Raw genomic sequence first — 25803 nt, forward strand, 5'->3', positions numbered from 1 at the left:
GAAAAGCAGTATGGCAAAGGTATTCGCAATAGCTAACCAGAAAGGCGGCGTGGGCAAGACCACCACCTGCGTCAATCTGGCTGCCTCTCTGGTCGCCACCAAACGCCGCGTGCTGTTGATCGATCTCGATCCACAAGGCAATGCCACCATGGGCAGTGGTGTGGATAAGCATGCGCTGGAAAATTCGATTTATGACGTGCTCACCGGTGAATGCAACCTGGTCGAGGCAATGCAGTTCTCCGAGCATGGCGGTTACCAGCTACTGCCGGCCAACCGTGACCTCACGGCTGCAGAAGTTGATTTGCTTGAAGTCAAAATGAAGGAAAGCCGCCTGCGTAATGCGCTGGCGCCGATCCGCGAAAACTACGATTACATCCTCATCGATTGTCCGCCGGCTTTGTCCATGCTCACCGTTAACGCATTGGTGGCATCTGACGGCGTGATCATCCCGATGCAGTGTGAGTACTATGCGTTGGAAGGTTTGAGTGATCTGGTCAACAGTATTCAACGCATCGCCAAGTTGCTCAACCCTGAACTGAGAATCGAAGGTTTGTTGCGCACCATGTATGACCCTCGCATGAGCCTGACCAATGATGTGTCGGCTCAGCTGAAGGAACATTTTGGCGACAAGCTTTATCAAACGGTCATCCCGCGTAACGTACGACTGGCTGAAGCCCCGAGTTTTGGTATGCCGGCGCTGAGCTACGATAAGCAATCGCGGGGGGCCATCGCCTATTTGGCATTGGCTGGCGAATTGGTTCGCCGTCAGCGTGCAAACGCTCGCAAAGCGCCCGCACTGTAATCGAATAAGGAATTGCGCATGGCCGCCAAAAAACGCGGGCTTGGACGTGGCTTGGACGCTCTTTTGGGCGGTTCCACCGTCGATAAGCTGCAAGAAGAAGCCACACAGGTTGATCCTAACGAACTGCAATATCTGCCACTGGATCTGATCCAGCGCGGCAAGTATCAGCCGCGTCGGGATATGGACGTGACTGCGCTGGAAGAACTCGCGCACTCGATCAAGACCCACGGTGTGATGCAGCCCATCGTCGTGCGCCCGATCGCCAAGGGGCGTTTCGAGATCGTTGCCGGAGAACGTCGCTGGCGCGCATCGCAGCAAGCCGGGCTGGAAAAGATTCCGGCAATGGTTCGCGAGTTGGCGGATGAAGCCGCCGTGGCCATGGCGCTGATCGAGAATATTCAGCGCGAAGACCTCAATCCGATCGAAGAAGCGATGGCGTTGCAGCGTCTGCAGCAGGAATTTCAACTCACTCAACAGCAAGTTGCTGATGCAGTGGGTAAGTCACGTGTGACCATCACCAACCTTCTGCGCTTGATTAGCTTGCCGGAAGAGATTAAAACATTGCTCTCGCATGGCGACCTCGAAATGGGTCATGCCCGTGCATTGCTCGGCCTACCCCTCGAACAGCAGGTTGAAGGTGCGCGACATGTTGTCGCACGCGGCCTCACTGTGCGCCAAACTGAAGCGCTGGTTCGTCAGTGGTTGAACAGCAAAGAGAAGCCTGCTGCTGTAGCTAAAGCAGACCCGGACATCACCCGGCTGGAACAGCGTCTGGCTGAGCGCTTGGGCTCTCCCGTGCAGATCAAGCATGGACAGAAGGGCAAGGGCCAGTTGGTCATCCGTTATAGCTCCCTGGATGAACTGCAAGGAGTGCTCGCGCACATCCGCTGAAACATTTAGCCATGTAGCACTAGTCGGAAATCACTACCTGACAGTTGAATGGGGCGGCCTGCGCCCCTATACTCTGCGCGCATTTCGACGGCATAAACTATGCCAACTGTGTTGGGATACCCGGTCGTCGAAGCCAGAGGTCTGATTTCAGGAAACAGTGATGGATACCCGCACGCCAAATCGCCTGCCCTTCCATCGTTGGCCGGTCTTCCCGGTTCTTGTCGTACAGTTGATTGTTGCGCTGCTCTTGGCTGCTGTCTGTTGGCAGTGGCGCGGCCCGATCGCAGGATACTCCGGTCTTTGTGGTGGCCTGATTGCATGGCTGCCTAATGTGTATTTTGCCCACAAGGCTTTTCGCTTTAGCGGAGCCCGGGCAGCTCAAGCCATCGTGCGGTCTTTTTATGCCGGCGAGGCGGGCAAATTAATTCTGACGGCAGCGTTGTTTACGCTGACGTTTGCAGGGGTGAAACCTTTGGATGCGCTGGCAGTATTTGGCGTTTTCCTGCTGACCCAACTGGTCAACTGGTTTGCACCGCTGCTGATGAAAACAAGATTTTTGAAACCTTAGGGCGTTTGAGGCAAACATGGCAGAACAAACCGCTTCGGGCTATATCCAGCACCACTTGCAGAACCTGACTTTCGGGAAGCTGCCTTCGGGTGACTGGGGTTTCGCTCACACAGCAGAACAAGCTAAAGAAATGGGCTTCTGGGCATTCCATGTGGATACCCTGGGTTGGTCTGTGGTTCTTGGTCTGGTTTTCATTCTCATTTTCCGCATGGCAGCCAAGCGCGCAACCAGCGGCCAGCCTGGCGGCTTGCAGAACTTCGTTGAAGTGATGATCGAGTTCGTCGATGGCAGTGTCAAAGACACCTTCCACGGCCGTAACAAGCTGATTGCTCCGCTCGCCCTGACCATCTTCGTCTGGATCTTCCTGATGAACCTGATGGACTTGATTCCGGTCGACTTCCTGCCGGTTCTGGCGCAGAAAATCACCGGCAACGAGCACGTCTTCTTCCGTGTGGTTCCGACGACCGATCCAAACGCGACCCTGGGCATGGCCCTGTCGGTGTTTGCTCTGATCATTTTCTACAGCATCAAGGTCAAGGGCATCGGCGGCTTCATCGGCGAACTGACCCTGCACCCGTTCGGCAGCAAGAACATTGTGGTTCAGGCGCTGCTGATTCCGGTGAACTTCCTGCTTGAGTTCGTAACACTGGTCGCTAAGCCTATCTCTCTGGCGCTGCGTCTGTTCGGTAACATGTATGCCGGCGAACTGATCTTCATTCTGATTGCCGTGATGTTCGGCAGTGGCATGTTCCTGCTCAGCGCGCTGGGTATTGCCCTGAACTGGGCGTGGGCTGTGTTCCACATCCTGATCATCACGCTGCAAGCGTTCATCTTCATGATGTTGACCATCGTCTATCTGTCGATGGCACACGAAGACAACCACTAATAGCGCACCGCGTACCTGCAAAGGTGCGCAGCGATATCGGTGGACGCCCGCAAGGGCTTGCTGGAAAACGATTTAGCTTTAACGCTTAACCTTAGTAACACTTAACCAATACGACATAAAAGTCGGGAGGAAAAATGGAAACTGTAGTTGGTCTGACTGCGATCGCTGTTGCTCTGCTAATCGGCCTGGGCGCCCTTGGTACTGCCATTGGTTTCGGCCTGCTGGGCGGCAAATTCCTGGAAGGCGCTGCGCGTCAACCGGAAATGGTTCCTATGCTGCAAGTGAAAATGTTCATCGTCGCCGGTCTTCTCGACGCCGTGACCATGATCGGTGTTGGTATCGCACTGTTCTTCACCTTCGCGAACCCCTTCGTTGGTCAAATCGCAGGCTAATCACTCGGTTATTACGAGTGAGATGGTTTGTTGAACAACGAACGAGCGAGGTGTTGGCGTGAACATTAATGCAACCCTGATTGGCCAGGCCGTTGCCTTCTTCATCTTCGTGATGTTCTGCATGAAGTTTGTATGGCCTCCGGTCATTACAGCTCTGCAAGAGCGTCAAAAGAAGATCGCAGAGGGTCTGGACGCTGCCAGCCGTGCAGCTCGTGATTTGGAGTTGGCCCAAGAGAAAGCGGGTCAGCAACTGCGCGAAGCTAAAGCACAGGCAGCTGAAATCATTGAGCAAGCCAAGAAGCGTGGCACTCAGATTGTCGACGAGGCCCGTGAACAGGCCCGCGTTGAAGCTGACCGCGTTAAGGCTCAGGCTCAGGCCGAGATCGAACAGGAAATCAACAGCGTTAAAGACGCCCTGCGTGCCCAAGTTGGCGCACTGGCTGTCGGCGGTGCTGAGAAGATCCTGGGCGTTTCGATCGACCAAAACGCGCATGCGGAGCTGGTTTCCAAACTGGCAGCCGAAATTTAAGCGAGGGCGCGATCATGGCAGAATTGACCACGTTGGCCCGACCTTACGCTAAGGCTGCCTTCGAGTACGCCCAGGCCCACCAGCAGCTGGCCAATTGGTCAGCCATGCTCGGCCTGGCTGCAGAGGTGTCGCAAGACGACACCATGCAGCGCGTGCTCAAGGCCCCGCGTTTGACGAGTAAAGACAAGGCCACCACCTTTGTTGAGGTGTGTGGTGACAAGTTTGATGGATCGGTTAGCAATTTCATCCACATCCTGGCTGAAAACGACCGTCTGGCATTGCTGCCACACGTGTCTGAACTGTTCGAGCTGTTAAAAGCCGAGCAGGAAAAGTCGATTGATGTGGACGTTACTAGCGCCTTTGCGTTGAACGATGAACAGCAAGACAAACTCGCCAAGGTTCTCAGTGCACGGCTCGGCCGAGAAGTGCGTCTGCACGCCGCGGAGGATGCTGCCCTTATCGGTGGTGTCATCATTCGCGCCGGCGACCTGGTTATCGATGGCTCAGTTCGCGGCAAAATCGCGAAGCTGGCCGAAGCATTGAAATCTTGAGTTTGAAGGGGCAGCAGAGCTATGCAGCAACTCAATCCTTCCGAAATAAGTGAAATCATCAAGGGACGAATCGAGAATCTCGACGTCTCTTCCCAAGCCCGAAACGAAGGCACTATCGTCAGCGTATCTGACGGTATCGTGCGTATTCACGGTCTCGCCGATGCTATGTACGGCGAAATGATCGAGTTCCCGGGTAGCGTCTACGGTATGGCACTGAACCTGGAGCAAGACTCCGTAGGTGCGGTGGTACTGGGTGCGTACACGTCGCTCGCTGAAGGCATGAGCGCCAAGTGCACCGGCCGCATCCTGGAAGTTCCGGTTGGTCCGGAACTGCTGGGCCGCGTTGTTGACGCATTGGGTAACCCAATCGACGGTAAAGGCCCGCTGAACAACGTCGCTACCGACGCTGTTGAAAAGGTTGCACCGGGCGTGATCTGGCGTAAGTCGGTTGATCAGCCGGTACAGACTGGCTACAAGTCAGTCGATGCCATGATCCCGGTAGGCCGTGGCCAGCGTGAGCTGATCATTGGTGACCGTCAGATCGGTAAGACTGCTCTGGCAGTCGACGCCATCATCAATCAGAAAGACAGCGGCATTAAGTGCGTCTACGTAGCAATCGGTCAGAAGCAATCGACCATCGCTAACGTTGTGCGCAAGCTGGAAGAAAACGGCGCTCTGGCAAACACCATCGTGGTGGCTGCTTCGGCTTCCGAATCGCCAGCTCTGCAGTACATTTCTGCCTACTCCGGTTGCACCATGGGTGAATACTTCCGTGACCGTGGTGAAGACGCGCTGATCGTTTATGACGATCTGTCCAAGCAAGCAGTGGCTTATCGTCAGATTTCCCTGTTGCTGCGCCGTCCGCCAGGCCGTGAAGCTTACCCAGGCGACGTGTTCTATCTCCACAGCCGTCTGTTGGAGCGTGCATCGCGCGTATCCGAAGAGTACGTTGAGAAGTTCACCAATGGCGCCGTGACTGGCAAGACCGGTTCTTTGACCGCTCTGCCAATCATTGAGACCCAGGCTGGCGACGTTTCTGCGTTCGTACCGACCAACGTGATCTCGATCACCGACGGTCAGATCTTCCTTGAGACCTCGATGTTCAACTCGGGTATCCGTCCGGCGGTCAACGCTGGTATTTCGGTATCTCGTGTAGGTGGCGCGGCTCAGACCAAGATCATCAAGAAGCTTTCCGGTGGTATCCGTACCGCTCTGGCTCAGTACCGTGAATTGGCGGCATTCGCCCAGTTCGCATCTGACCTGGACGAAGCCACTCGTAAGCAGCTTGAGCACGGTGAACGTGTAACTGAGCTGATGAAGCAGAAGCAGTATGCGCCTATGTCCATCGCAGATATGTCACTGTCGCTGTACGCAGCAGAACGTGGCTTCCTGCGTGATATCGAAGTTGCCAAAGTTGGCGCTTTCGAACAGGCTCTGATTGCTTACTTCAACCGTGATCACGCCGATTTGATGGCGAAGATCAACGTGAAGGGTGACTTCAACGACGAAATCGACGCAGGCCTCAAAGCCGGTGTCGAGAAGTTCAAAGCCACCCAAACCTGGTAAGCCGCAGCGAGGGCTTAGCGGCCCTCGCTTGCTAACCTGATAGGTGTCAAATGGCAGGCGCAAAAGAGATTCGCAGCAAGATTGCGAGCATCAAAAGCACGCAGAAGATCACCAGCGCCATGGAGAAAGTGGCGGTCAGCAAAATGCGCAGAGCACAAATGCGCATGGCGTCTAGCCGTCCTTACGCGGAGCGTATCCGCCAGGTTATTGGTCATCTGGCCAACGCTAACCCGGAATACCGTCATCCGTTCATGATCGAGCGCGAAGTAAAGCGTGTAGGTTATGTGGTGGTGAGCAGTGACCGTGGTCTGTGTGGTGGTCTGAATACCAACCTGTTCAAGGCTCTGGTCAAAGACATGGCGAGCAATCGCGAGCAAGGCGTAGAGATTGATCTCTGCGTAATTGGCAGCAAGGGCGCGGGCTTCTTCCGCAACTTTGGTGGCAATGTAGTTGCTGCGATCAGCCACCTGGGCGAAGAACCATCGATCAACGATCTGATTGGTAGCGTCAAGGTAATGCTCGATGCGTACCTCGAAGGTCGTATCGATCGTTTGTCCGTGGTCTCGAACAAGTTCGTCAACACCATGACGCAAAAGCCGACAGTGGAGCAATTGATTCCATTGGTGGCGACTCCGGATGAAGGTCTCAAGCATCACTGGGACTACCTGTACGAACCCGACGCCAAAGAGCTGCTCGACGGCTTGATGGTACGTTACGTGGAGTCGCAGGTTTACCAGGCAGTGGTTGAGAACAACGCAGCTGAACAAGCTGCGCGGATGATTGCAATGAAGAACGCCACCGACAACGCCGGTGATCTGATCAGTGATCTACAACTGGTCTATAACAAGGCGCGTCAGGCAGCAATTACCCAAGAGATTTCGGAAATCGTCGGCGGCGCTGCCGCGGTTTAAGAACGGTTCAAATATTCAGAGGAACCAAAGATGAGTAGCGGACGTATCGTTCAAATCATCGGCGCCGTTATCGACGTGGAATTCCCGCGTGATCATGTGCCGAGTGTTTATGAAGCGTTGAAAGTAGTCGGCGCTGAAACCACCCTCGAAGTTCAGCAGCAGCTGGGCGACGGCGTGGTTCGTACAATTGCAATGGGTTCGACCGAAGGCCTGAAACGTGGCCTCGACGTAACCAGTACTGGCACTAACATCCAGGTACCGGTCGGGGTTAAGACCCTGGGCCGTATCATGGACGTGCTGGGCAACCCGATCGACGAAGCTGGCCCGATCGGCGAAGAAGAGCGTTGGGGCATTCACCGTCCTGCGCCAACTTACGCTGAGCAAGCTGGCAGCAACGAACTGCTGGAAACAGGCATCAAGGTTATCGACCTGATCTGCCCGTTCGCCAAAGGCGGTAAAGTTGGTCTGTTCGGTGGTGCCGGTGTTGGTAAAACCGTAAACATGATGGAACTGATCCGTAACATCGCCATCGAGCACAGCGGTTATTCCGTGTTCGCCGGTGTGGGTGAGCGTACTCGTGAGGGTAACGACTTCTACCACGAGATGAAGGATTCCAACGTTCTCGACAAAGTAGCCCTGGTCTACGGTCAGATGAACGAGCCACCAGGCAACCGTCTGCGCGTAGCGTTGACCGGTCTGACTATGGCTGAGAAGTTCCGTGATGAAGGCCGCGACGTACTGTTCTTCGTGGACAACATCTACCGTTACACCCTGGCCGGTACTGAAGTATCCGCACTGCTCGGCCGTATGCCGTCGGCAGTAGGTTATCAGCCGACTCTGGCCGAAGAGATGGGCGTTCTGCAAGAGCGTATCACTTCGACCAAGACCGGTTCGATTACTTCGATCCAGGCCGTATACGTACCTGCGGATGACTTGACTGACCCGTCCCCGGCGACCACCTTCGCCCACTTGGACGCAACCGTCGTATTGTCTCGTGACATCGCCTCTCTGGGTATCTACCCAGCTGTGGACCCGTTGGACTCCACCTCTCGCCAGCTCGATCCTCTGGTAATTGGTCAGGAGCACTACGACACCGCACGTGGCGTTCAGTACGTACTGCAGCGTTACAAAGAGCTGAAGGACATCATTGCGATTCTGGGTATGGACGAACTGTCCGAAGCCGATAAGCAGTTGGTATCCCGTGCTCGTAAGATTCAGCGCTTCCTGTCTCAGCCATTCTTCGTGGCCGAAGTCTTCACCGGTTCTCCAGGCAAATACGTTTCCCTGAAAGACACCATCGCAGGCTTCAGCGGCATCCTCAAAGGCGACTACGATCACTTGCCAGAGCAAGCGTTCTACATGGTCGGCAGCATTGAAGAAGCCGTAGAGAAAGCGAAGAAACTGTAATCACCGTTTGCGCCTGGCAACAGGCGCATCGGCTTGTGTGTAAAATGTTATCCACAAGCTGTTATGTGAGGCAAGGTTATGGCTATGACAGTCCATTGCGATATCGTCAGCGCAGAAGCGGAGATGTTTTCCGGCCTGGTCGAGATGGTGATTGCGCACGGTAACCTGGGTGATATCGGTATCGCTCCAGGCCACGCGCCGCTGATCACTGATCTCAAGCCGGGTCCGATCCGCTTGATCAAGCAAGGCGGTGAAGCAGAGGTGTTCTACATCTCAGGTGGCTTCCTCGAAGTGCAGCCAAACATGGTCAAGGTTCTCGCCGACACCGTGCAGCGCGCTGCAGATCTTGATGAAGTTGCCGCTCAGGAAGCCCTCAAGGCTGCTGAGAAAGCACTGCATGAGCAAGGCGCCGAGTTCGATTACGGCTCTGCCGCTGCACGCTTGGCTGAAGCTACGGCTCAGCTGCGTACAGTTCAGCAGCTGCGCAAGAAATTTGGCGGCTAATCAGCGCTTTGATTTCTCTGTGTATAAATAAAGGGGTAGCTTAGGCTACCCTTTTGTTTTTCTACTGATTGATCAAGGAAACAGTCGATCAGTGCTCCTCGAAATTCACCTTCAATCACCGGTAAATCTTCGTTATGTCCCTTGATATCGTGATTCTCGCAGCAGGCCAAGGCACGCGGATGCGTTCAGCTTTGCCCAAGGTTCTTCACCCGGTTGCCGGCAAATCCATGCTTGGCCACGTCATCGACACCGCGCGTGAGCTTCAGCCGCAGGGCATTCATGTGGTCATCGGCCACGGTGCGGACACCGTGCGTGAACGCCTGGCCGGCGATGACCTCAACTTTGTCATGCAAACCGAGCAGCTGGGCACGGGTCACGCGGTTGCGCAGGCTCTGCCGGCATTAACAGCTGAGCGTGTACTGATCCTGTACGGCGATGTACCGCTGATTGAAAAAAGTACCCTTGAGCGTTTGTTGCTGCAGGTCTCCGACCAGCAACTGGGCTTGCTCACCGTGACCCTGGCAGACCCGACCGGCTATGGCCGCATCGTGCGTAACGCCGCAGGCCAGGTTGAAGCTATCGTCGAACACAAGGACGCCAGCGAAGCGCAGCGCCTGATTAACGAAGGCAATACCGGTATTCTTGCTGTGCCGGCCAGCAAGCTCGGCGAGTGGCTGGGCCGGTTGTCCAACAGTAACGCGCAAGGCGAGTATTACCTGACTGACGTGATTGCGATGGCCGTCAACGATGGTCTGGTTGTTGCCACTGAGCAGCCATTGGACGCGATGGAAGTGCAGGGCGCCAATGATCGAATCCAGCTCGCCGAGCTTGAGCGTCATTACCAGCAGCGCGCCGCACGTGCGCTGATGACTCAGGGCGTGACCCTGCGTGATCCAGCGCGTTTCGACCTGCGCGGTGAGGTGACTGTCGGTCGCGACGTGATGATCGATATCAACGTGATTCTCGAGGGCAAAGTGGTGATCGAGGATGGCGTGCAAATCGGCGCCAATTGCTTCATCAAGGACTCGATCCTGCGCAAAGGCGTTGTGGTCAAAACCAACAGCCACCTCGAAGGCGCTGAAATGGGCGAAGGCAGTGATTGCGGTCCATTCGCACGCCTGCGGCCTGGCGCTGTGCTGGGCAAAAAAGCCCATGTGGGTAACTTTGTCGAGTTGAAGAACGCGGTGCTGGGCGAAGGCGCCAAAGCGGGCCACCTGAGCTATCTGGGCGACGCTGAAATCGGTGCGCGCAGCAACATCGGCGCAGGCACCATCACCTGTAACTATGACGGCGCCAACAAGCACCGCACCGTGATGGGTGAAGACGTGTTTATCGGCTCGAACAGCTCATTGGTTGCCCCAGTCAGTCTGGGTGATCGCGCGGTGACAGGCGCGGGTTCGGTTATTACCAGCGAAGTACCGGTGGATAACCTGGCCGTCGGCCGCGCCCGGCAGCGCAATATTGCTGGCTGGAAGCGGCCAGTCAAAAACAAGTAAGAGACTTAGGTAAGCGCTGAGGCTTATCCACAGCCGACTGGCAGGGCTCAAAAGTTATCCCGACGCGATTTTTTCAATCGTTGTGGATAAAAGCACCTTGTGCATAAAGCCCCACTAAGTTTCGTTTGCTCTGTTGATAAGTAAAAAAGGCTGCCATTTGGCGGCCTTTTTTGTGGTTTTACTTGACCAAAAAGCCTCATTAGGTTTTGATTCACGCAATTATCTTTCGAATCGAAACTTAGCATGTCAAAACGCAACACCCCGCAGCGTCGTCACTCCATCCTTGCTCTGCTTAATGAACAGGGAGAGGTGAGTGTGGATGAGCTGGCAAAAGCCTTTTCGACTTCTGAAGTGACCATTCGCAAAGACCTCGCTGCACTTGAAACCAACGGCTTGTTACTGCGGCGCTATGGCGGCGCGGTGCTGATGCCGCAGGAACTGATTGCCGATGCGGGACAGCAGGTTTCGCCTTATAAGCTGGCCATTGCCAAAGCTGGCGTGGCGCGGATTCGCGAGCATGCGCGCATTATCATCGACAGCGGCACTACTACAGCGGCCATGATTCCCGAGCTCGGCCACAAGCCGGGGCTGGTGGTCATGACCAATTCGCTGAATGTCGCCAACGCCCTGCGTGATATCGAGCATGAGCCCGTTCTGCTGATGACGGGCGGCACTTGGGACCCGCATTCCGAGTCGTTTCAGGGCCAGGTCGCTGAACAAGTACTGCGTTCCTACGATTTTGATCAACTGTTCATTGGCGCAGATGGTATCGATCTGCAACGTGGAACCACGACGTTTAATGAACTGCTGGGTCTGAGCCGTGTCATGGCTGAAGTCGCCCGGGAAGTGGTGGTAATGGTTGAGAGTGACAAGATTGGCCGCAAGATTCCCAATCTGGAATTGCCTTGGGGCAATGTGAATACCCTAATTACTGATGAGCGCCTGTCGGCAGACGCTCGTGAACAATTGAGCGCACGCGGGATCAATCTGATCTGCGTAAGTGTCGAGGCTTAAGGAGAGCAACTATGTGTGGAATCGTCGGTGCGGTAGCTGAGCGTAATATCACCGCGGTGTTGGTCGAGGGCCTCAAGCGCCTCGAATATCGCGGTTACGACAGCGCGGGTGTTGCCCTGATCAATGATGCTGGCGTGCTTGATCGCCGTCGCCGTGTCGGTAAGGTCAGCGAACTCGATGCTGCGCTTGCAGCTGATCCGTTGCCGGGTCGCGTCGGTATCGCGCACACACGTTGGGCCACCCACGGTGCACCGAGCGAGCGCAATGCGCACCCGCATTTCTCCGGTAATCAGCTGGCCGTTGTGCACAACGGCATTATCGAAAACCATGAAGCCCTGCGCGAAGAGCTCAAGGGCTTCGGTTACACCTTCAGTTCTGATACCGACACCGAAGTGATCGTGCACCTGCTCGACCACACCCTGAAAACTCAGCCGGACCTGGCGGCTGCGCTGAAAATCGCCGTCAAACAACTGCACGGTGCATACGGCTTGGCGGTTATCAGCGCCAAACAACCGGAACGTATTCTGGCGGCGCGCAGTGGCAGCCCGCTGGTGATTGGTTTGGGTCTGGGTGAAAACTTCCTGGCTTCCGATCAATTGGCGCTGCGTCAGGTTACCGATCGCTTCATGTACCTCGAAGAGGGCGACATCGCTGAGATCACCCGTGACAGCGTGCAGATCTGGGATGTCAGCGGTGCGCCGGTCACCCGCGAGCAGGTGCAGTATCACGAAGGCGCTGAGGCGGCGGACAAAGGCGAGTTCCGCCACTTCATGCTCAAAGAGATTCACGAGCAACCCAGCGTTGTGCAGCGCACGCTGGAAGGTCGTCTGGGTGAAGATCATGTTCTGGTTCAGGCGTTCGGCCCGCAAGCGGCCGAGATTTTTGCCAAAGCCAAGAACATCCAGATTGTCGCCTGTGGCACCAGCTATCACGCCGGCATGGTCGCGCGTTACTGGCTCGAAGAGTTGGCCGGCATTCCATGCCAGATCGAAGTAGCCAGCGAGTTCCGTTACCGCAAGGTCGTGGTACAGCCAGACACGCTGTTCGTAAGCATTTCGCAGTCCGGTGAAACCGCCGACACCTTGGCCGCCTTGCGCAACGCCAAAGACTTATCCCCAGGCAATGGCGGCTATCTTGCCAGCCTAGCGATTTGCAACGTGGGCATCAGCTCGCTGGTGCGTGAATCCGACCTGACTCTGCTCACGCTCGCAGGCCCGGAAATCGGCGTGGCATCGACCAAAGCCTTCACCACTCAGTTGGTAGCTCTGATGCTGCTGACCCTGGCATTGGGCCGGGTGCGTGGCACGCTAGATCCGAAAGTCGAGGCCGAACTGGTTGCCGAACTGCGCCGCCTGCCGACGCGTCTGGGCGAAGCACTGGCGATGGATCATGTAGTCGAGAAGGTTTCCGAGCACTTCGCCGAGAAGCATCACACCCTGTTCCTCGGTCGTGGCGCGCAGTACCCCGTAGCAATGGAAGGCGCACTCAAGCTCAAGGAAATCTCCTATATCCACGCTGAGGCGTATCCGGCCGGTGAGCTGAAGCACGGACCGTTGGCGCTGGTTGATGCTGATATGCCGGTGGTCACCGTTGCGCCGAACAACGAGCTGCTGGAAAAGCTCAAATCCAACCTGCAGGAAGTACGCGCCCGTGGCGGCGAGCTGATCGTGTTCGCCGATGAGCAAGCGGCCATGAGCAATGGCGAAGGCACACATGTGGTGAACATGCCGCACATCCACGATGCGCTGGCACCGATTCTGTACACCATTCCGCTGCAGTTGCTCTCGTACTACGTTGCCGTACTCAAAGGCACCGACGTCGATCAGCCACGCAACCTGGCCAAATCGGTTACTGTCGAGTAAGCAGTTAGGGCAGATTTGAGCCATTAAGTCTGCCGCGCAGCAACCCTGCAAACTCTGATCATGCTGGACGGTGCACCCTTGCACCGTCCACGCGTGTCTCCTTCAAGCGCATCAACCTTTGCAAGACTGGTGTCACCCAGACGTAGAGCTGAAAGTCAATTATCGAAAGCAGCGAAATACCACCCACAACAGGGAAGCTGTCAGCACAGGCCAGATCAGCAGCAAGTCGACGCGGATATTTGCTTCGGGCGTATACAGCAAAATCAGCCATTCCCAGGCCGCATAAACAGCCCACAAAACCGCTGCCAGCAATAAGGCGCCGCTGAGCCTCGGCGGGCGTTTTGCTCTGTTTCGCACGGCAAGGAATCCCACGAACAACAGAACAGATACGATAAGTATGTTCAGGGGTTTACCGATCAAAACTTGCGCGATGTATTCCATGAGCGCCTCTGTGCGGTTTGGTTTCAGCCCCCAAATACAACCGCATCGGGAATTTCGTAGCGTTCGTCACCGATGCGGATGATGCTCAGATCGGCCTCTTTACTGGCAGAAAACTTACCGGTGTCAGCCTGACTCTGGTCGTATCCGGTTGCATTGCCATTCTCGAAAAAGATGACTCTCTGGCCTCCGTCGCCTTTGCTGATCGTCACCGTGCCGCCGCCATTACCGCTGCGCACCACGCCAAATTCACAGGTGCCAGTCGGCTGACCTCGGGTCATCGAACAGGGGATCGAGGCGGTGGCATGGAATTCTGTTCCCGGCACCAGAGCATCGTTGCTGGGTGCCTCAGAAGTTGAAGCTACAGCGTTGATGTTCATTTCAAGTCGGTACGGCGCTACCTCGTTGCGGCGCGCTGCAGATCGCATCATGTAAACGCGAATCTTGTAGTCGCCACTTTTCGGCAAAATGCCTTCGTACTGGTTTTCGTCCATGGAGCCGTTGAACATGGCTTGTTCAGTCTCGCCGGGCGCCAGAATGTTGAAATAGGTAGCTGTATTTTTTGTCGCCAGACTGGCCTGCATCTGCTGGCCTTCGCGGGCATTCAATACATAGTCGACAACTTGGTAACCCTTGATGGTGCCCTCGACCACCGCGCCGCTCGTGCCTTTCTTGAAATGTACCCGCTCAGTACGTATATCCTCGGCGGCGTGGCTCATCGAGCCGGCCATCAACATAAATGCGGCCAGCAAGTAGCTTGAACAGGTTACGAGAGACGATTTCATTTTCTGCTCCTTGGCCAGCGTATTACGCCGGTCAATGTGTGGCTGTCACAGTCCACACCTGCGGACAGTCTGTAGCTGACAGAACTCCACAATCAGCTGGGAGCTAACGCCACTGTCAGTAACATTACTGGCGAATTGACCGGTGTAGGCAAGACCTAACTTCACGCTGGAGCTGATCGCCATCAAGCACAGCCGTGTCATCAGCAACGGGCAAGCCATCAACCTGAAAAGGGCTGCTGGAAACTTTGCTTCGCACCACTCACGTGACGTTACATACCTATCGAGTCTAGTTTCGGAGCGACTCGATATCGACTCCTATTCGTTGTTTGGCAAGGTTCTTCGGTTTTTGCCTCATCAAACGCGAGCCTTTGCCTCTCCACGAAAGACCGGGCTAAGGCTCGATGCACTGGCCTTCTGGCAATTCAGGTCTCAGTCAGATCAAACAGGCAACCCATTAGCCTCCAGAACGTAGTGCCATTCTTAAATGGCTGACATCGCAACCAACGCGTACTGCAGTGTCCACAGCTGTCCAGAGTTGGGGCAGGCCGGTGAAGAAAGACCCATGACCTGCATCAAATCTGCCTCCGGGCAAGGGAGGATAATTACTGTCTAGACTCCTGCATCCAGGAGTGAGGGCGAACACCTCAGCAGGTGATCGTCCGTGCTGATTAGTCCCGCGCCCGCTTCCCATTCAGGGCGTTAACTGGGAGGACTTTATGGATTCGATGCAACCCAACACGCAGGATCATCCGAACCAGTGGTACCGCAAGAGTGCGGAGCAGGCGATGGCCGATCTGCAAACCAGCACCAGCGGGCTGGCTCCGGAAGAGGCAGCCGCGCGCCTGCTTCGCGTGGGCGCCAATGCCTTGCCGGCCAAGGCCGTTGATCCGGTCTGGCTACGTTTTGCCCGGCACTTTAACGATGTGCTGATTTATATCTTGCTGGCGGCCGCAGCCGCTACCGCGCTGATGGGGCACTGGACCGACACGGTGGTGATCCTCAGTGTGGCAGTGATCAACGCCGCCATTGGTTTTTTTCAGGAGAACAAGGCGGAGAAATCCCTGGCGGCGTTGCGCGGCATGCTCAGCAGTCATGCTCAGGTTGTGCGCAACGGCAATAAGATGAAGATTGACGCCCGCGAGCTGGTGCCGGGTGACATAGTCATCCTGCGTCCCGGCGACAAGATTCCGGCGGATGTGCGGCTGTATGAGGCGCATCACTTACAGGTCGAAGAGTCGATGCTCACGGGCGAGTCCATGACTGTGGACAAGCAGGTCGAGGTCATTGATCAAGAGGTGCTGCTGGCTGATCGGCTCAATCTGGCGTTTTCCGGTACCAGTGTCAGCGCGGGAAACGCCAAGGGCGTGGTGGTCGAGACCGGTGTGTCTACCGAGCTGGGCAAGATCAACCGCATGATCGCCACAGTGGATGAGAGCCGGACTCCGCTGCTGCGGCAGATCGACCAGATGGGCAAGCGTATCTTCCAGCTCATCGTTGGCATGATGCTGGTGCTTTTTGTCATCGGCTTCTTCTTGCATGACTACCCGTTCGGCGAGCTGTTGCTGTCGCTGATCAGCCTGGCCGTGGCGGCGGTGCCCGAGGGGCTGCCAGCGATTGTCTCGATGATTTTGTCCATCGGTGTGCAGCGCATGGCGACCAACAAGGCGATTATTCGCAAGCTGCCGACGGTCGAGACGCTTGGTGCGATGAGCGTTATTTGTTCGGACAAGACCGGCACTCTGACCATGAACGAAATGACGGTCAGGAGCGTGCTGACTGCCGATACCAGCTTTAACGTCGAAGGGCAGAGCTACGAGCCCAAGGGCCGTATCACGCTGGCGGGTGGTACTGCGCCGATTAACTGGGCCGATCACCCGAACCTCGCGGCCTTTATCCGCGCAGTCGATACCTGTAACGACAGCAGCGTGCAACGCGATGACAGCGGGCGCTGGGGTGTGGTCGGTGGCCCTACCGAAGGCGCGCTCAAGGTGCTGGCGCGTAAGGCTGAGCTGCCTGCGCAGGAAGTAAAACGGCTGGGCAAGATTCCTTTCGACTCATCGTACAAATACATGGCCCGACGCTGCGATGTTGGCGATGAAAACCTGATCTACCTGAAAGGCGCACCCGATGTGTTGTTGGGTATGTGCGAGCAGCAGTTGGGTAAAGATGGTATCCAACCGCTGGATCGCGATTACTGGGAGCGAGAGATGGGCCATATCGCCAGCCAGGGCTTGCGCATGCTGGCGGCCGCTTACCGGCCAGTGCCTGGCGCTGATAGCGAGATTGATCATCCGGATGTGCAGCAGGGCATGATCTTTCTCGGTATTGCCGGGCTGATGGACCCGCCGCGCCCCGAGGCGATCGATGCTATCGCCATGTGCCGGCAGGCGGGTATTCAGGTCAAGATGATTACCGGTGACCACCCGGATACTGCCGTGGCCATCGCTGGCATGCTTGGCATGGGCACCGACTTGCGCGCCATGACTGGCCATGAACTGGAGGCCATCGATGACAGCGAGTTGAAGTCGCGGGCCATGCAGTATTCAGTGTTCGCGCGGACCAGCCCTGAACACAAACTGCGGCTGGTGCGTGCTCTGCAAGCGAATGATCAGGTTGTGGGCATGACCGGCGATGGTGTCAATGACGCGCCGGCGCTGAAGCAGGCAGACGTTGGCATCGCCATGGGTATCAAGGGTACTGAGGTGACCAAAGAGGCCGCCGACATGGTGCTCACCGACGATAACTTCTCGACAATCGCCGGAGCCGTGCGCGAGGGCCGGCGGGTCTATGACAACCTGAAGAAGACGGTGCTGTTCGTCTTGCCAACCAGTATGGCGCAAGGGCTGATCATTGTTATCGCCATTCTCGCGGGGATGGTGGTTCCGTTGTCGCCGCTGCAAGTTCTGTGGATGAACATGGCGACTGCTACCACCTTGTCTTTCGGTTTGGCTTTCGAGCCCGGCGAGTCTGGGATGATGCGGCGCAAGCCGCGCGACGTTCACGAATCTATTCTTGGCGGCTTCACCCTGTGGCGGGTGATTTTCGTCGGCATCCTGCTCACGGCTGCGGCGTTCTCGGTAGATACGTGGATGCTGGCCAACAATGCCGACACCAACCACATCCGGACCATGGTTCTGCACACGCTGGTCATTTCGCAGTGGGCTTACTTGTTCAACTGTCGCCTGCAGGAGGAGTTCTCACTGAACGCCGCCATGCTTCGCAACGGCGCCTTACTCGCCGTAACGCTGGCGCTGATTCTCCTGCAATGCCTGGTGCTGTATGTACCCTTCATGCAGTCAGCCTTCGATACCCAGCCTTTGCCATTCAGTAACTGGTTGGTTGCCATTGGCATCGGTGCGTTGGTTTTCCTCGCAGTGGAACTGGAGAAGTGGGTGATTCGCAAATGGAAGGCCCGCCGTGGGCGTTGACGTTTGAGTGGTTTGATCAAACTCTGGCATTGATCAGCAACCGCGAAGTCGCAGTCAGAACGCGGTGATCCACAAAGTGGAGGGCACAATAGTTGAGGCGCAGACTCCGAAAAGTCTGCGCCTCAATCGTTTCAGGTGTGCACCAAGCGTCCGTGCTTTCAGGTTATTGCTCCGGGCTTTTCGCAGGCTGTGGATAAGTCACTTGTCGGCTGGAGGTGTTTGCATAACTGATAAGCCAGTGCACCGGGGTGTTATTGAAACTATAGTTAGTTGAAATGATTGAAAAAATTATGTTGTAAAGTTTGTTTTATATAGCCAATAAGAATTACATGTTTTATCTACAGGGCTATATTTTCACGCTTTGTTGCTGTCAGTGATTGTTTATTTATATCTGTAGTTATTGAAATCGCTGTTCTTATTATAATTAGTTACAAGTCGTAGTTGAGATTCTGGTCAGTGTTTTCTGCCTGGCGAGGACTATTCGAAATGACAACTACATGATTTAGGGAATCACTATGCGCGATGCTGATCCATCCTGCCGTCGTCTTCTGGTGATTGATCCGTGCGAGGCGTGCAGGAGCCTGATGCCTGGCTTGCGCTCGGCAGGTTGGCAAGTTGAGTGCGCCGTACTCGATCAAGCTGAAAGCCGTGACTGCGATGTGGGCCTCATCCCCATCGGGCCAGACACCCTGCGCGATCGTGAACATTTAAAGCAGCTGCTTGGAAGCAGTTCGGCTGAATGGATAGCCGTACTCAGCCCTGAAGTGGTTTCTATGCCGGAAGTTGCCGACTTTGTTGGCGAGTGGTGCTTCGATTACCACACGCTGCCATTCGATGTGTCGAGGTTTCATGTCACCTTGGGCCGTGCATATGGAATGGTACGTTTGCGCGCCCGTAAAAGCTGCAAGCTGCAGGATGACAACGATGAGTTGCTAGGTGAAAGCTCAAGTGTCGATGACCTGCGCAAGCTGATCAGCAAGCTGGCGCCCACGCAGTCTCCGGTGTTGATTCGTGGCGAAAGTGGCACCGGCAAGGAGTTGGTAGCGCGTACGCTGCACCGGCAATCCAGCCGTGCCGATAAACCGTTTATAGCGATCAACTGCGGGGCCATTCCCGAGCACCTGATTCAGTCCGAGTTGTTTGGTCACGAGAAGGGCGCATTCACCGGGGCGCACCAGCGCAAGATCGGGCGCATAGAGGCAGCTGATAACGGTACGTTGTTTCTCGATGAAATTGGCGATCTGCCGTTGGAGATGCAAGCCAACTTGCTGCGGTTTCTGCAAGAAATGCAGATTGAACGTGTGGGCAGCACCCATCCGATCAAGGTTGATGTGCGAGTGCTTGCGGCTACTCACATTGATCTGGAGATGGCGGTGCATGGAGGAAGTTTCCGCGAAGACCTGTATTACCGCCTGAACGTTTTGCAGGTGCATACCGCGCCGTTACGAGATCGGTTGTCTGACGTGCAGTTTCTTGCCAGTCACTTCGTCAATCTCTACAGTCAGGAAATCGGGCGCAAGCCCAAGCGCTTTAGTGAAGATGCCCTGCGCGCAATGGTTGCCCATGCATGGCCAGGCAATGTGCGTGAGTTGGCCAATCGGGTCAGGCGCGGTTTGGTACTCGCCGAAGGCCGGCAAATAGAACGTGTAGACCTGGGGCTGGATAAGGTTGAGTTGATCGACGTAAACCTAAATACCCTGGAGCACTACAAGATGCAGGCGGAGTGTCGTGCCCTACAGCACGCCATGGCGGTATACCCGGAGAACATGACACTCGCTGCACGCGGCCTGGGCATCTCACGCCCGACGTTTTATCGTTTGCTGCACAAACATCAGATCCGCTGAGTTGTGGATAAAAAAACGCCCGGCATGCCGGGCGTTTTTGCAGGGGACGTTCAAAAGTAGTAAGGAAATTTCACGCTGAAGGTGAAATCGGGTGAGTCGGGCGTCAGGCCGACAGACAGGTTCGGCACAATGCTCAGGTTCTGATCGACTGCAAAGGTCATCCCAATGTTGTAATAAGCGGCGTTGGCATCGCTGCTCGGCACTGTGTTCCAACTCTGGCCGTCCTGTTTGATCTTGCTTTTCTGCGAGATAAGTTGCGAGTAAGACATCGCCAGGCTCATGCGCTCGTTAAGGGCAAAAGCAATGCCCAGGCCGTATTGAAACCAGTTACCCAACTGAACTTTGCCGGGAATGGTTACGCCTTGCTGAGCGCTGATATCGTCGAACGATTCCTCAAAGTTATAGGTGTATGAAAGGTTGCCGAACAGCACGGCCGGGTCGACTGTCTTGACCAGGGAAATCCCCGGGCTGACCGACCAGACTCCGTTACCACTGGGTAATTCTTCTGGCACGGTGAGGTTGTCATTGCCCGGTACTGGCCGCAACTTTATGCCGTAAGGCTCGTTACCGGTCGGCGCTTTAACCCGCAAGCTGGCAACAGCGTCGGGCAGGGTGTCGGTTTCGGTGATGAACTTGTAGGCAACCCCGAAACTCACATCGCCCAAGTCCGGGTCACGCGTAACCGTTTCTTCGGTAATTGCATTCGAAGCGCCACCCGCGCCGGCGGACTCGAACGTCGAGTCGCGGTAAACCACCGGAACGTTGACATCGAACTGCCAGCGGTCACGCCAGTTATAGCGCCCGGTAACATCGAGGGTGAAGGTGTCGGCATTAATCTGGTCGACGCCAATGTTGCCAAGAAAGATGGTGTCCAGCGCCAGGAAGCCATTCAAGAACAGTTGTCGGGTGTCGTAATGGCTGTAGGTCAGGCCTGTTTCCACGCTGAACGAGCCGTTACCAAAGAAGCCGCTGGCTTCGTTGTAAAGGTTCTCGACGCTGCGCGCAGGCGCGCCGTCATCCTGTAGGTCTGCGCCGTATCCGGCACCTTCTTGTTTGGCAACTGTTGTCGTACCACTTGGTGGCGTCACCGGCGCCACAATAGGGCGTCTGTTGGGTGTTACGGGTTGTCCTTCAACTTGCTTCAACCGTTGCTCAAGCACCATCAGTGCATTTTGTTGGGCTGCATAGTTTTGTCGTAATTGTTCTAATTCTTGTTTGAGTGCATTAACTTCGGCATCAGTTGCAGCCATCACAACCGATGCCGGGAAAACAGTCGCAGCACATAAGACCAAGCGCAACGAAAAGTGCTTTTGCATTGTTACGGCTTCCCTTTCGTTATTAGGTAAAACCAGCCTAGTTCATAATCAGAGACCTGTCGGACGTAAGGCGTTTAGTTGGTTCCAATTACAATCCAAGCCACCGGCCGCAGCCGAGTTTTCGCGCAACATGACACTTAAAGCCGCGATATTTTCCACGCGATTACCGGAACTTGAGATGTCTGTTCTTTGCATCACACCCCCGGCGCCCAGTTGCTGCAGGCTCACACCGTGGTCTTTGGCATTGATGGCGAGCTGCATGCCGCCATTGGTTGGCGAAACGCTGACCATGCCGGCTTCGCTGCTGGTTGATGAGGCGTTGAGGAGGGGTTGGCCATTCACCGCGGGTGCAGTGTTGCCATGCGCAACCTCAATGTCTACGCCGTTATAGCTGCTGTTGTAGTCGCCTGCAGAGCGGGTGCTTTGCACAACTCCCTGCACCGCGTTCAGCCCATTGCCTCCAGCTATCTGGCCGTTGCCTGAGTTGCTGGCCAAGGTATTTTCACTGCTGTTGCCGGACTGGCTGTAGGTTTGCACGTTGAAAACTGGCTTGGGCATGTTCTGCTGAATCTGCATGCTCACATTGGCGCCCAATACTTGGCCGCTGGCGTTTTGCCAGGAGCTGCTCATGGTGATGCCGAAGTTGATTATTCTGCCCGGTAATACGTAACGACCACGCAGTTGTGAGAGTTCCTGGTCGCTGAGTTCAACTGGGACAAACGGGTTGGCCGCATAAATGGGTAAGCTGGCAGCTAAGCAGGCTGCTGCCAGGCAGATTTGAAGTTTCATATTGTGCTCCTTGGCATTGCCTTACATGCCATTAGAAGAAGTCACTTTGAATGAATCCGAACTCCATCAACTCGGCGTCATTAACTGGTTTGAAACGATCCAGTTGATGCTTGGCGGTGAGTGGAACCGGCGGGTCCAGCAAAGCGTTGGTCTTGTCATATCCGGCGCCGATGACGGCAAAGACGATGCCATTCCAGCCGCTCTCGAAATCTTCAAGCGTATAACGCTTGTGGCCTAAAACCGGGTCGCCGATATAGACCCAGTTGCCCTCGGTTTTCTGCAGAACAACAAAGTGCTTGTAGCCGCGTACATCGAGTAGAACGACTACCGGGACTTTGATCTTTTCCAATTCCTTGGCCGGAATCCGGTAGCCGCGTGCGCGCATACCGATACCTTCCACATAGCGCTTCATGTCCAGCATCGAGAAGCCCTGGCTTTGCACCAGATCGTGGTCAGCATTGACCAGCATTCCCTGGATCACCATGTCCTCGTCTATATCGAAACGGTAGGCCTGATACAGCACTGTGGCGAGTGAGGCGGCGCCACAACTGAAGTCAGTTTTCTGCTCGATCAGATTGCTGAACTTGCGCTCGCGAATACTTTCAACGGACTTGTACACAAGGCCGCCACCCTGCATGGCAGGTATACCTACTTGGGCTGAAAAGGCCGCAGGACAGGTAAGCAGCAGAACGCTGAGCAGTAAACCGCGCATGAGTCAGTCCTTTGATTGGGAGAAGGGCTCCAGCCGAAGCCGGAGCCCTGTTTCACCGGGTGCTAAAAGGAGAGTCTTTCACCTCCTCCATTACCTCTCGGTATTGAAGGAGCTGTTACTCCCCCCCGGTTGGGCACGAGGTGCAGCCCGCTGCTATAGCCAGCGAGTTGCTCTGCTGGTTACCGGAGCCTGCAGCAATGTTCACACCAACGTTACCGGATACACGGTTGAGCGAGCCGGACAGGTCAGCAGTGTTGACCACCGGTGCTTTGAACCCTGCAACAACCGGGATCGAGCCGGTTACAGAGCCACCAAGGGTGATGTCGCCAGCCTCGTCGAAGAGGAATGCGCCTTCACCATTAGGGCCTGCCTGAGCACCCTGAGCGTCGCTGTCGACGTCAACGTGGCCAGTGTTGGTGCCACCGGTATGGCTTTGGCCCGACCAGGTATCCAGATACACATCGCCAACCTGATCAGAAATACCAGTGTAGGAACCTTCGCCTTCAAGGGTCAGGTTAACTTTGGCCTTGCCGTAATCGAGCGTGGCGTAGTTGTTGGTGGTATTGCCTTTGATGCTTTGAGTCGCACTGCTGCTAGCAGTAGAGAAAGCACCGGCAGACACAGCGGCAGCCATGTCGTTCTTCTGTTGGTTGTAAGTACCCGCCGCTACGTTGGCACCGACATTACCACTCGCACCGTTAAGCGAACCTGTGAGCGAGGCAGCGCTTGGGTTTGAGTAGTTTTTGACGCTGTTGTTTTTGAGGTTCTGGGTCACGTTGGTAGACGCTTCAGCGGTACCAAAGATGAATTGTGCATCCGCACTGGCCAGAGCCGCAGCGTTGGCTTGCTGGTTATTGGTACCGGCAACGACGTTGACTCCAACGTTACCTGATGCCGATTGGCCTACATCGTCAACAGTCGCAGTGTTTTCAGTGCCTTCGTTGTTTACCTTGTTGTTTTGGATCAGTTGGCTGTCTTCCACGGTTGCCGAGGCACCTGTTTCAGGAAACCAGGATTTTTTATTTTCGGCATAAGCGGACGTGGCGGCCATGGCGGTTGCCAATGCAATAGCGATCGGCGTCATTACTACCATTTTGGTTTTCATGGTGTATCTCCTTGCCTTGCTGTGTTGGACTTACTGTTGGGTGTTACTGCAGGGTCATTCCACAACCCTGATGCTGAGGGAGTTGGCCATTCGGTTACCTACCCCGGCACTCTGGTTCAGCTGCACCACGCCACGACTGCCTCCAAATGCGCTGTCGTCAGTAACGACGCGCCTCTCCCCTGTGGCTGATTCACCTGCTCCTGAGATTCCTGAAACAGCGATGCTTTGGGCCAGAACCGAGTCGTCGATGCTCTCGACGCCAGTGCCCACACTGATACTCATCGCGTTGACTTGTTGAGTTGCCGCGCCAGCAGACTGGTTGACCCCAAGGGCACCATTACCGTTGCTGAAGGCAGAGCCTTGAATCGCGGCGCTGGTGTTCATGACTGAATCCAGGCCGTCTATTTGAATATCTTGTTTTTGCACAATGGCGGCATTGGCGCCTGAACCGACAGCCAGTGCCCGGGCATTGCTCTGCTGCTGCATATCCCCGGCGGCCTGATTGACTGACAGCGCGCCGCTGTAGGAGCTGCCGCTGTTGGCAATGGTTGAGTTATGGGTCGGTGCTGTGTCTGCCAATGCCAACGCAGGCACGCAAAGCAGCACGATGAGCGGCCAATGTTTCATTTTATTGGCCTCCACCCAGCATATTCAGCGGCGCAAGCCCGCGTTGAATCGTACCGTTGATGGTATTGCTCAAACCCGCACCGGCACCGCCCGCATGGCCGACATCATTGCCGCCAGTATTTTGCGTGCTAGTGGGCGTGGTGCCGAATGTGCTGAGGCCCGTCAGGTTGCCGCCGGGCATGATGGTCGACTTGATGCTGGAGCCACTGGTAACACCGGCAAAGTCGCTGTCACTCAGCTCAGCGCTGACCCGATTGCCGCTGGCAGAGCCATTGAGCAGGTTGTTGACGTCACGCGAGATGTTGGTGTTGACCACAGTAGGATTCGGGTCAGGCATGTCGGTAGGATGAGTGGCAACGCGAGGCTGTACTTCCCGGTTGAGTACGATGATGCCATCTGCAGCAATAGCTGGCGTTGCGATGCAAATCGCCGCCGCCACACTGATAAGCCCTAGCAAGCTCGTTGTTCTAATAATTTCCATGACATGCGTTCCTTGTTCTTCCCTACAAAACCGCACAAATCGCAAAATGGATGTCACTGCTCTCTGGTGTTAATGCGCGGTGGTACTCGCAGAACTCATGCCGGAAATGGTTTTATACGGTTAATCAGGTACTTATAAAATTTCGCCTAAGTTCAAAACTTTTTACTGTTGCGCCGGTGATACACATCCAGCGCATTTATCGTGCTGACCCCCCGTTTTCATTGACCGGACGGACAACAGACACGGCTGTATCAACTTTGAAACACTGGCCTGAGTATCTTTCCCGGCTAGCGTATATGCGGGGTATAGAGCGCTGGCTTGTTTCATTTTTGAAACAACGTCGAGAAATCTCGATTCACCAATAGCGCTTTGCCATTATTGCGAGGCTGGTTGCGAAGCCTCTAGCACGGCGGTTTTAGCGATTCTGGTAAAACTTCTGGCAAATAATTTGATTGGTGCTGTAACGCAGCGATTAGCGCAGGCTCTAATTTCCTGCCAGAGTCATGAGCAGTTCTGCTCGACTGGTTTTAAAAACAATTTGAGGATGAACTTATGTCGACTAAAACAAACGTTGCTGCTACTGGTGCTGCTATCGCTTTCGCTGCTGCCACAATGTTTGCCACCATGGCGAGCACGGTTGTAGTGGCTGAAGAATCTCCAGTCCATTGCTTCGGCGTAAACTCCTGCAAAGGCCAGAACGACTGCAAAACAGCTAACAACGCTTGCAAAGGCCAAGGCATTTGCAAGGGTCAGGGCTTCAAAGCGATGTCACTGGCTGAGTGCAATGCCGCTAAAGGTACTGTTGGCGAGTAATGCACAAACGCAGCGGTTCTTCACAAGAGCCGCTGCGGCTTTTATCTGATTGTTTCAGGCGCCTCTGAAAAGGCAGTCAAACCAAA

General features: G+C 55.3%; 25 protein-coding genes. 17 read left to right on the forward strand and 8 right to left on the reverse strand.

The genetic code is table 11. The features are described 5' to 3' along the window. Positions 1–10: 10 nt before the first annotated feature. The 14 genes from FEZ62_RS07825 to glmS all read left to right on the forward strand — a co-directional run bounded on the left by FEZ62_RS07825 (position 11) and on the right by glmS (position 13379). Positions 11–802: a ParA family protein gene (locus tag FEZ62_RS07825; RefSeq protein ID WP_069900044.1), complete on the forward strand. Its 792-nt coding sequence runs from the start codon at positions 11–13 to the stop codon at positions 800–802. Positions 803–820: 18 nt separating this feature from the next. After that, on the forward strand, positions 821–1693 hold the full coding sequence (locus FEZ62_RS07830) for a ParB/RepB/Spo0J family partition protein (RefSeq protein ID WP_150547972.1): 873 nt from the start codon (positions 821–823) through the stop codon (positions 1691–1693). A gap of 160 nt (positions 1694–1853) precedes the next feature. Then, positions 1854–2261: a F0F1 ATP synthase subunit I gene (locus FEZ62_RS07835; RefSeq protein WP_172927334.1), complete on the forward strand. Its 408-nt coding sequence runs from the start codon at positions 1854–1856 to the stop codon at positions 2259–2261. Positions 2262–2277: 16 nt separating this feature from the next. Then, complete coding sequence (gene atpB / locus FEZ62_RS07840; protein WP_069900041.1) at positions 2278–3147, forward strand: F0F1 ATP synthase subunit A; 870 nt, start codon at positions 2278–2280, stop codon at positions 3145–3147. 134 nt (positions 3148–3281) lie between these two features. After that, a complete protein-coding gene (gene atpE, locus FEZ62_RS07845) occupies positions 3282–3539 on the forward strand; it encodes a F0F1 ATP synthase subunit C (protein ID WP_003097235.1) in 258 nt (85 codons plus the stop codon). 58 nt (positions 3540–3597) lie between these two features. Then, positions 3598–4068, forward strand: coding sequence for a F0F1 ATP synthase subunit B (locus tag FEZ62_RS07850; RefSeq protein WP_090512500.1), 471 nt, complete (start codon positions 3598–3600; stop codon positions 4066–4068). A gap of 14 nt (positions 4069–4082) precedes the next feature. Beyond that, complete coding sequence (locus tag FEZ62_RS07855) at positions 4083–4619, forward strand: F0F1 ATP synthase subunit delta (protein ID WP_069900039.1); 537 nt, start codon at positions 4083–4085, stop codon at positions 4617–4619. A 21-nt stretch (positions 4620–4640) separates the two neighbouring features. After that, positions 4641–6185 carry a F0F1 ATP synthase subunit alpha gene (gene atpA, locus FEZ62_RS07860; RefSeq protein ID WP_069900038.1) on the forward strand — a complete coding sequence of 515 codons (1545 nt, stop codon included), beginning with the start codon at positions 4641–4643 and terminating at the stop codon, positions 6183–6185. 50 nt (positions 6186–6235) lie between these two features. Further along, on the forward strand, positions 6236–7096 hold the full coding sequence (gene atpG, locus FEZ62_RS07865) for a F0F1 ATP synthase subunit gamma (protein ID WP_069900037.1): 861 nt from the start codon (positions 6236–6238) through the stop codon (positions 7094–7096). A 30-nt stretch (positions 7097–7126) separates the two neighbouring features. Then, positions 7127–8503, forward strand: coding sequence for a F0F1 ATP synthase subunit beta (gene atpD, locus FEZ62_RS07870; RefSeq protein ID WP_150547971.1), 1377 nt, complete (start codon positions 7127–7129; stop codon positions 8501–8503). A gap of 78 nt (positions 8504–8581) precedes the next feature. Beyond that, on the forward strand, positions 8582–9007 hold the full coding sequence (locus FEZ62_RS07875; RefSeq protein ID WP_069900035.1) for a F0F1 ATP synthase subunit epsilon: 426 nt from the start codon (positions 8582–8584) through the stop codon (positions 9005–9007). A gap of 134 nt (positions 9008–9141) precedes the next feature. After that, entirely contained in the window at positions 9142–10503 is a 1362-nt protein-coding gene (gene glmU, locus FEZ62_RS07880) for a bifunctional UDP-N-acetylglucosamine diphosphorylase/glucosamine-1-phosphate N-acetyltransferase GlmU (RefSeq protein ID WP_172927335.1), read from the forward strand. 243 nt (positions 10504–10746) lie between these two features. After that, positions 10747–11517: a DeoR/GlpR family DNA-binding transcription regulator gene (locus FEZ62_RS07885; RefSeq protein WP_069900033.1), complete on the forward strand. Its 771-nt coding sequence runs from the start codon at positions 10747–10749 to the stop codon at positions 11515–11517. An 11-nt stretch (positions 11518–11528) separates the two neighbouring features. Next, on the forward strand, positions 11529–13379 hold the full coding sequence (gene glmS / locus FEZ62_RS07890) for a glutamine--fructose-6-phosphate transaminase (isomerizing) (protein WP_172927336.1): 1851 nt from the start codon (positions 11529–11531) through the stop codon (positions 13377–13379). Positions 13380–13538: 159 nt separating this feature from the next. On the opposite strand, the gene FEZ62_RS07895 is transcribed toward glmS, so the two are convergent. Then, the gene (locus FEZ62_RS07895; RefSeq protein ID WP_172927337.1) at positions 13539–13820 is read right to left on the reverse strand and encodes a hypothetical protein; all 282 of its coding nucleotides are present in this window, start codon (positions 13818–13820) and stop codon (positions 13539–13541) included. A gap of 23 nt (positions 13821–13843) precedes the next feature. Then, complete coding sequence (locus tag FEZ62_RS07900) at positions 13844–14602, reverse strand: hypothetical protein (RefSeq protein WP_172927338.1); 759 nt, start codon at positions 14600–14602, stop codon at positions 13844–13846. A gap of 716 nt (positions 14603–15318) precedes the next feature. On the opposite strand from FEZ62_RS07900, the gene FEZ62_RS07905 reads away from it, so the two are divergent. Together FEZ62_RS07905 and FEZ62_RS07910 are read left to right on the forward strand one after the other, a co-directional pair. Then, positions 15319–18030: a cation-transporting P-type ATPase gene (locus FEZ62_RS07905; protein WP_172927339.1), complete on the forward strand. Its 2712-nt coding sequence runs from the start codon at positions 15319–15321 to the stop codon at positions 18028–18030. Between the two features lie 515 nt (positions 18031–18545). Beyond that, positions 18546–19874, forward strand: coding sequence for a sigma-54 dependent transcriptional regulator (locus tag FEZ62_RS07910; protein WP_172927340.1), 1329 nt, complete (start codon positions 18546–18548; stop codon positions 19872–19874). Between the two features lie 50 nt (positions 19875–19924). Here FEZ62_RS07910 and FEZ62_RS07915 read toward each other — a convergent pair whose 3' ends face one another. The 6 genes from FEZ62_RS07915 to FEZ62_RS07940 form a co-directional block, all read right to left on the reverse strand. Continuing rightward, positions 19925–21190, reverse strand: coding sequence for a transporter (locus tag FEZ62_RS07915; RefSeq protein WP_069900020.1), 1266 nt, complete (start codon positions 21188–21190; stop codon positions 19925–19927). Between the two features lie 48 nt (positions 21191–21238). Then, positions 21239–21979, reverse strand: coding sequence for a hypothetical protein (locus FEZ62_RS07920; protein ID WP_172927341.1), 741 nt, complete (start codon positions 21977–21979; stop codon positions 21239–21241). A gap of 31 nt (positions 21980–22010) precedes the next feature. Next, the gene (locus tag FEZ62_RS07925; RefSeq protein WP_069900018.1) at positions 22011–22691 is read right to left on the reverse strand and encodes a C39 family peptidase; all 681 of its coding nucleotides are present in this window, start codon (positions 22689–22691) and stop codon (positions 22011–22013) included. A gap of 115 nt (positions 22692–22806) precedes the next feature. Next, entirely contained in the window at positions 22807–23796 is a 990-nt protein-coding gene (locus FEZ62_RS07930; RefSeq protein ID WP_172927342.1) for a hypothetical protein, read from the reverse strand. Positions 23797–23850: 54 nt separating this feature from the next. Then, positions 23851–24423, reverse strand: coding sequence for an adhesin (locus FEZ62_RS07935; protein WP_090512479.1), 573 nt, complete (start codon positions 24421–24423; stop codon positions 23851–23853). A gap of 1 nt (position 24424) precedes the next feature. Next, complete coding sequence (locus FEZ62_RS07940; protein WP_069900015.1) at positions 24425–24904, reverse strand: hypothetical protein; 480 nt, start codon at positions 24902–24904, stop codon at positions 24425–24427. A 552-nt stretch (positions 24905–25456) separates the two neighbouring features. On the opposite strand from FEZ62_RS07940, the gene FEZ62_RS07945 reads away from it, so the two are divergent. Beyond that, positions 25457–25717: a hypothetical protein gene (locus FEZ62_RS07945; protein WP_069900014.1), complete on the forward strand. Its 261-nt coding sequence runs from the start codon at positions 25457–25459 to the stop codon at positions 25715–25717. Positions 25718–25803 lie beyond the last annotated feature (86 nt).

Origin of the sequence: Pseudomonas sp. MS19, assembly GCF_013277615.1 — a bacterium.
GTDB lineage: Bacteria > Pseudomonadota > Gammaproteobacteria > Pseudomonadales > Pseudomonadaceae > Aquipseudomonas > Aquipseudomonas marincola.

What these genes read in the sequence shown, in the direction of transcription:
- glmS (WP_172927336.1), top strand. Translation starts at nt 11,529, where the DNA reads ATGTGTGGAATCGTCGGTGCGGTAGCTGAGCGTAATATCACCGCGGTG.
- FEZ62_RS07885 (WP_069900033.1), top strand. Translation starts at nt 10,747, where the DNA reads ATGTCAAAACGCAACACCCCGCAGCGTCGTCACTCCATCCTTGCTCTG.
- glmU (WP_172927335.1), top strand. Translation starts at nt 9,142, where the DNA reads ATGTCCCTTGATATCGTGATTCTCGCAGCAGGCCAAGGCACGCGGATG.
- FEZ62_RS07835 (WP_172927334.1), top strand. Translation starts at nt 1,854, where the DNA reads ATGGATACCCGCACGCCAAATCGCCTGCCCTTCCATCGTTGGCCGGTC.
- atpE (WP_003097235.1), top strand. Translation starts at nt 3,282, where the DNA reads ATGGAAACTGTAGTTGGTCTGACTGCGATCGCTGTTGCTCTGCTAATC.
- FEZ62_RS07895 (WP_172927337.1), bottom strand. Translation starts at nt 13,820, where the DNA reads ATGGAATACATCGCGCAAGTTTTGATCGGTAAACCCCTGAACATACTT.
- atpG (WP_069900037.1), top strand. Translation starts at nt 6,236, where the DNA reads ATGGCAGGCGCAAAAGAGATTCGCAGCAAGATTGCGAGCATCAAAAGC.
- FEZ62_RS07920 (WP_172927341.1), bottom strand. Translation starts at nt 21,979, where the DNA reads ATGAAACTTCAAATCTGCCTGGCAGCAGCCTGCTTAGCTGCCAGCTTA.
- FEZ62_RS07915 (WP_069900020.1), bottom strand. Translation starts at nt 21,190, where the DNA reads ATGCAAAAGCACTTTTCGTTGCGCTTGGTCTTATGTGCTGCGACTGTT.
- FEZ62_RS07925 (WP_069900018.1), bottom strand. Translation starts at nt 22,691, where the DNA reads ATGCGCGGTTTACTGCTCAGCGTTCTGCTGCTTACCTGTCCTGCGGCC.
- FEZ62_RS07935 (WP_090512479.1), bottom strand. Translation starts at nt 24,423, where the DNA reads ATGAAACATTGGCCGCTCATCGTGCTGCTTTGCGTGCCTGCGTTGGCA.
- FEZ62_RS07910 (WP_172927340.1), top strand. Translation starts at nt 18,546, where the DNA reads ATGCGCGATGCTGATCCATCCTGCCGTCGTCTTCTGGTGATTGATCCG.
- FEZ62_RS07900 (WP_172927338.1), bottom strand. Translation starts at nt 14,602, where the DNA reads ATGAAATCGTCTCTCGTAACCTGTTCAAGCTACTTGCTGGCCGCATTT.
- FEZ62_RS07825 (WP_069900044.1), top strand. Translation starts at nt 11, where the DNA reads ATGGCAAAGGTATTCGCAATAGCTAACCAGAAAGGCGGCGTGGGCAAG.
- FEZ62_RS07940 (WP_069900015.1), bottom strand. Translation starts at nt 24,904, where the DNA reads ATGGAAATTATTAGAACAACGAGCTTGCTAGGGCTTATCAGTGTGGCG.
- FEZ62_RS07830 (WP_150547972.1), top strand. Translation starts at nt 821, where the DNA reads ATGGCCGCCAAAAAACGCGGGCTTGGACGTGGCTTGGACGCTCTTTTG.
- FEZ62_RS07930 (WP_172927342.1), bottom strand. Translation starts at nt 23,796, where the DNA reads ATGAAAACCAAAATGGTAGTAATGACGCCGATCGCTATTGCATTGGCA.
- FEZ62_RS07905 (WP_172927339.1), top strand. Translation starts at nt 15,319, where the DNA reads ATGGATTCGATGCAACCCAACACGCAGGATCATCCGAACCAGTGGTAC.
- FEZ62_RS07945 (WP_069900014.1), top strand. Translation starts at nt 25,457, where the DNA reads ATGTCGACTAAAACAAACGTTGCTGCTACTGGTGCTGCTATCGCTTTC.
- FEZ62_RS07875 (WP_069900035.1), top strand. Translation starts at nt 8,582, where the DNA reads ATGGCTATGACAGTCCATTGCGATATCGTCAGCGCAGAAGCGGAGATG.
- atpA (WP_069900038.1), top strand. Translation starts at nt 4,641, where the DNA reads ATGCAGCAACTCAATCCTTCCGAAATAAGTGAAATCATCAAGGGACGA.
- atpD (WP_150547971.1), top strand. Translation starts at nt 7,127, where the DNA reads ATGAGTAGCGGACGTATCGTTCAAATCATCGGCGCCGTTATCGACGTG.
- atpB (WP_069900041.1), top strand. Translation starts at nt 2,278, where the DNA reads ATGGCAGAACAAACCGCTTCGGGCTATATCCAGCACCACTTGCAGAAC.
- FEZ62_RS07855 (WP_069900039.1), top strand. Translation starts at nt 4,083, where the DNA reads ATGGCAGAATTGACCACGTTGGCCCGACCTTACGCTAAGGCTGCCTTC.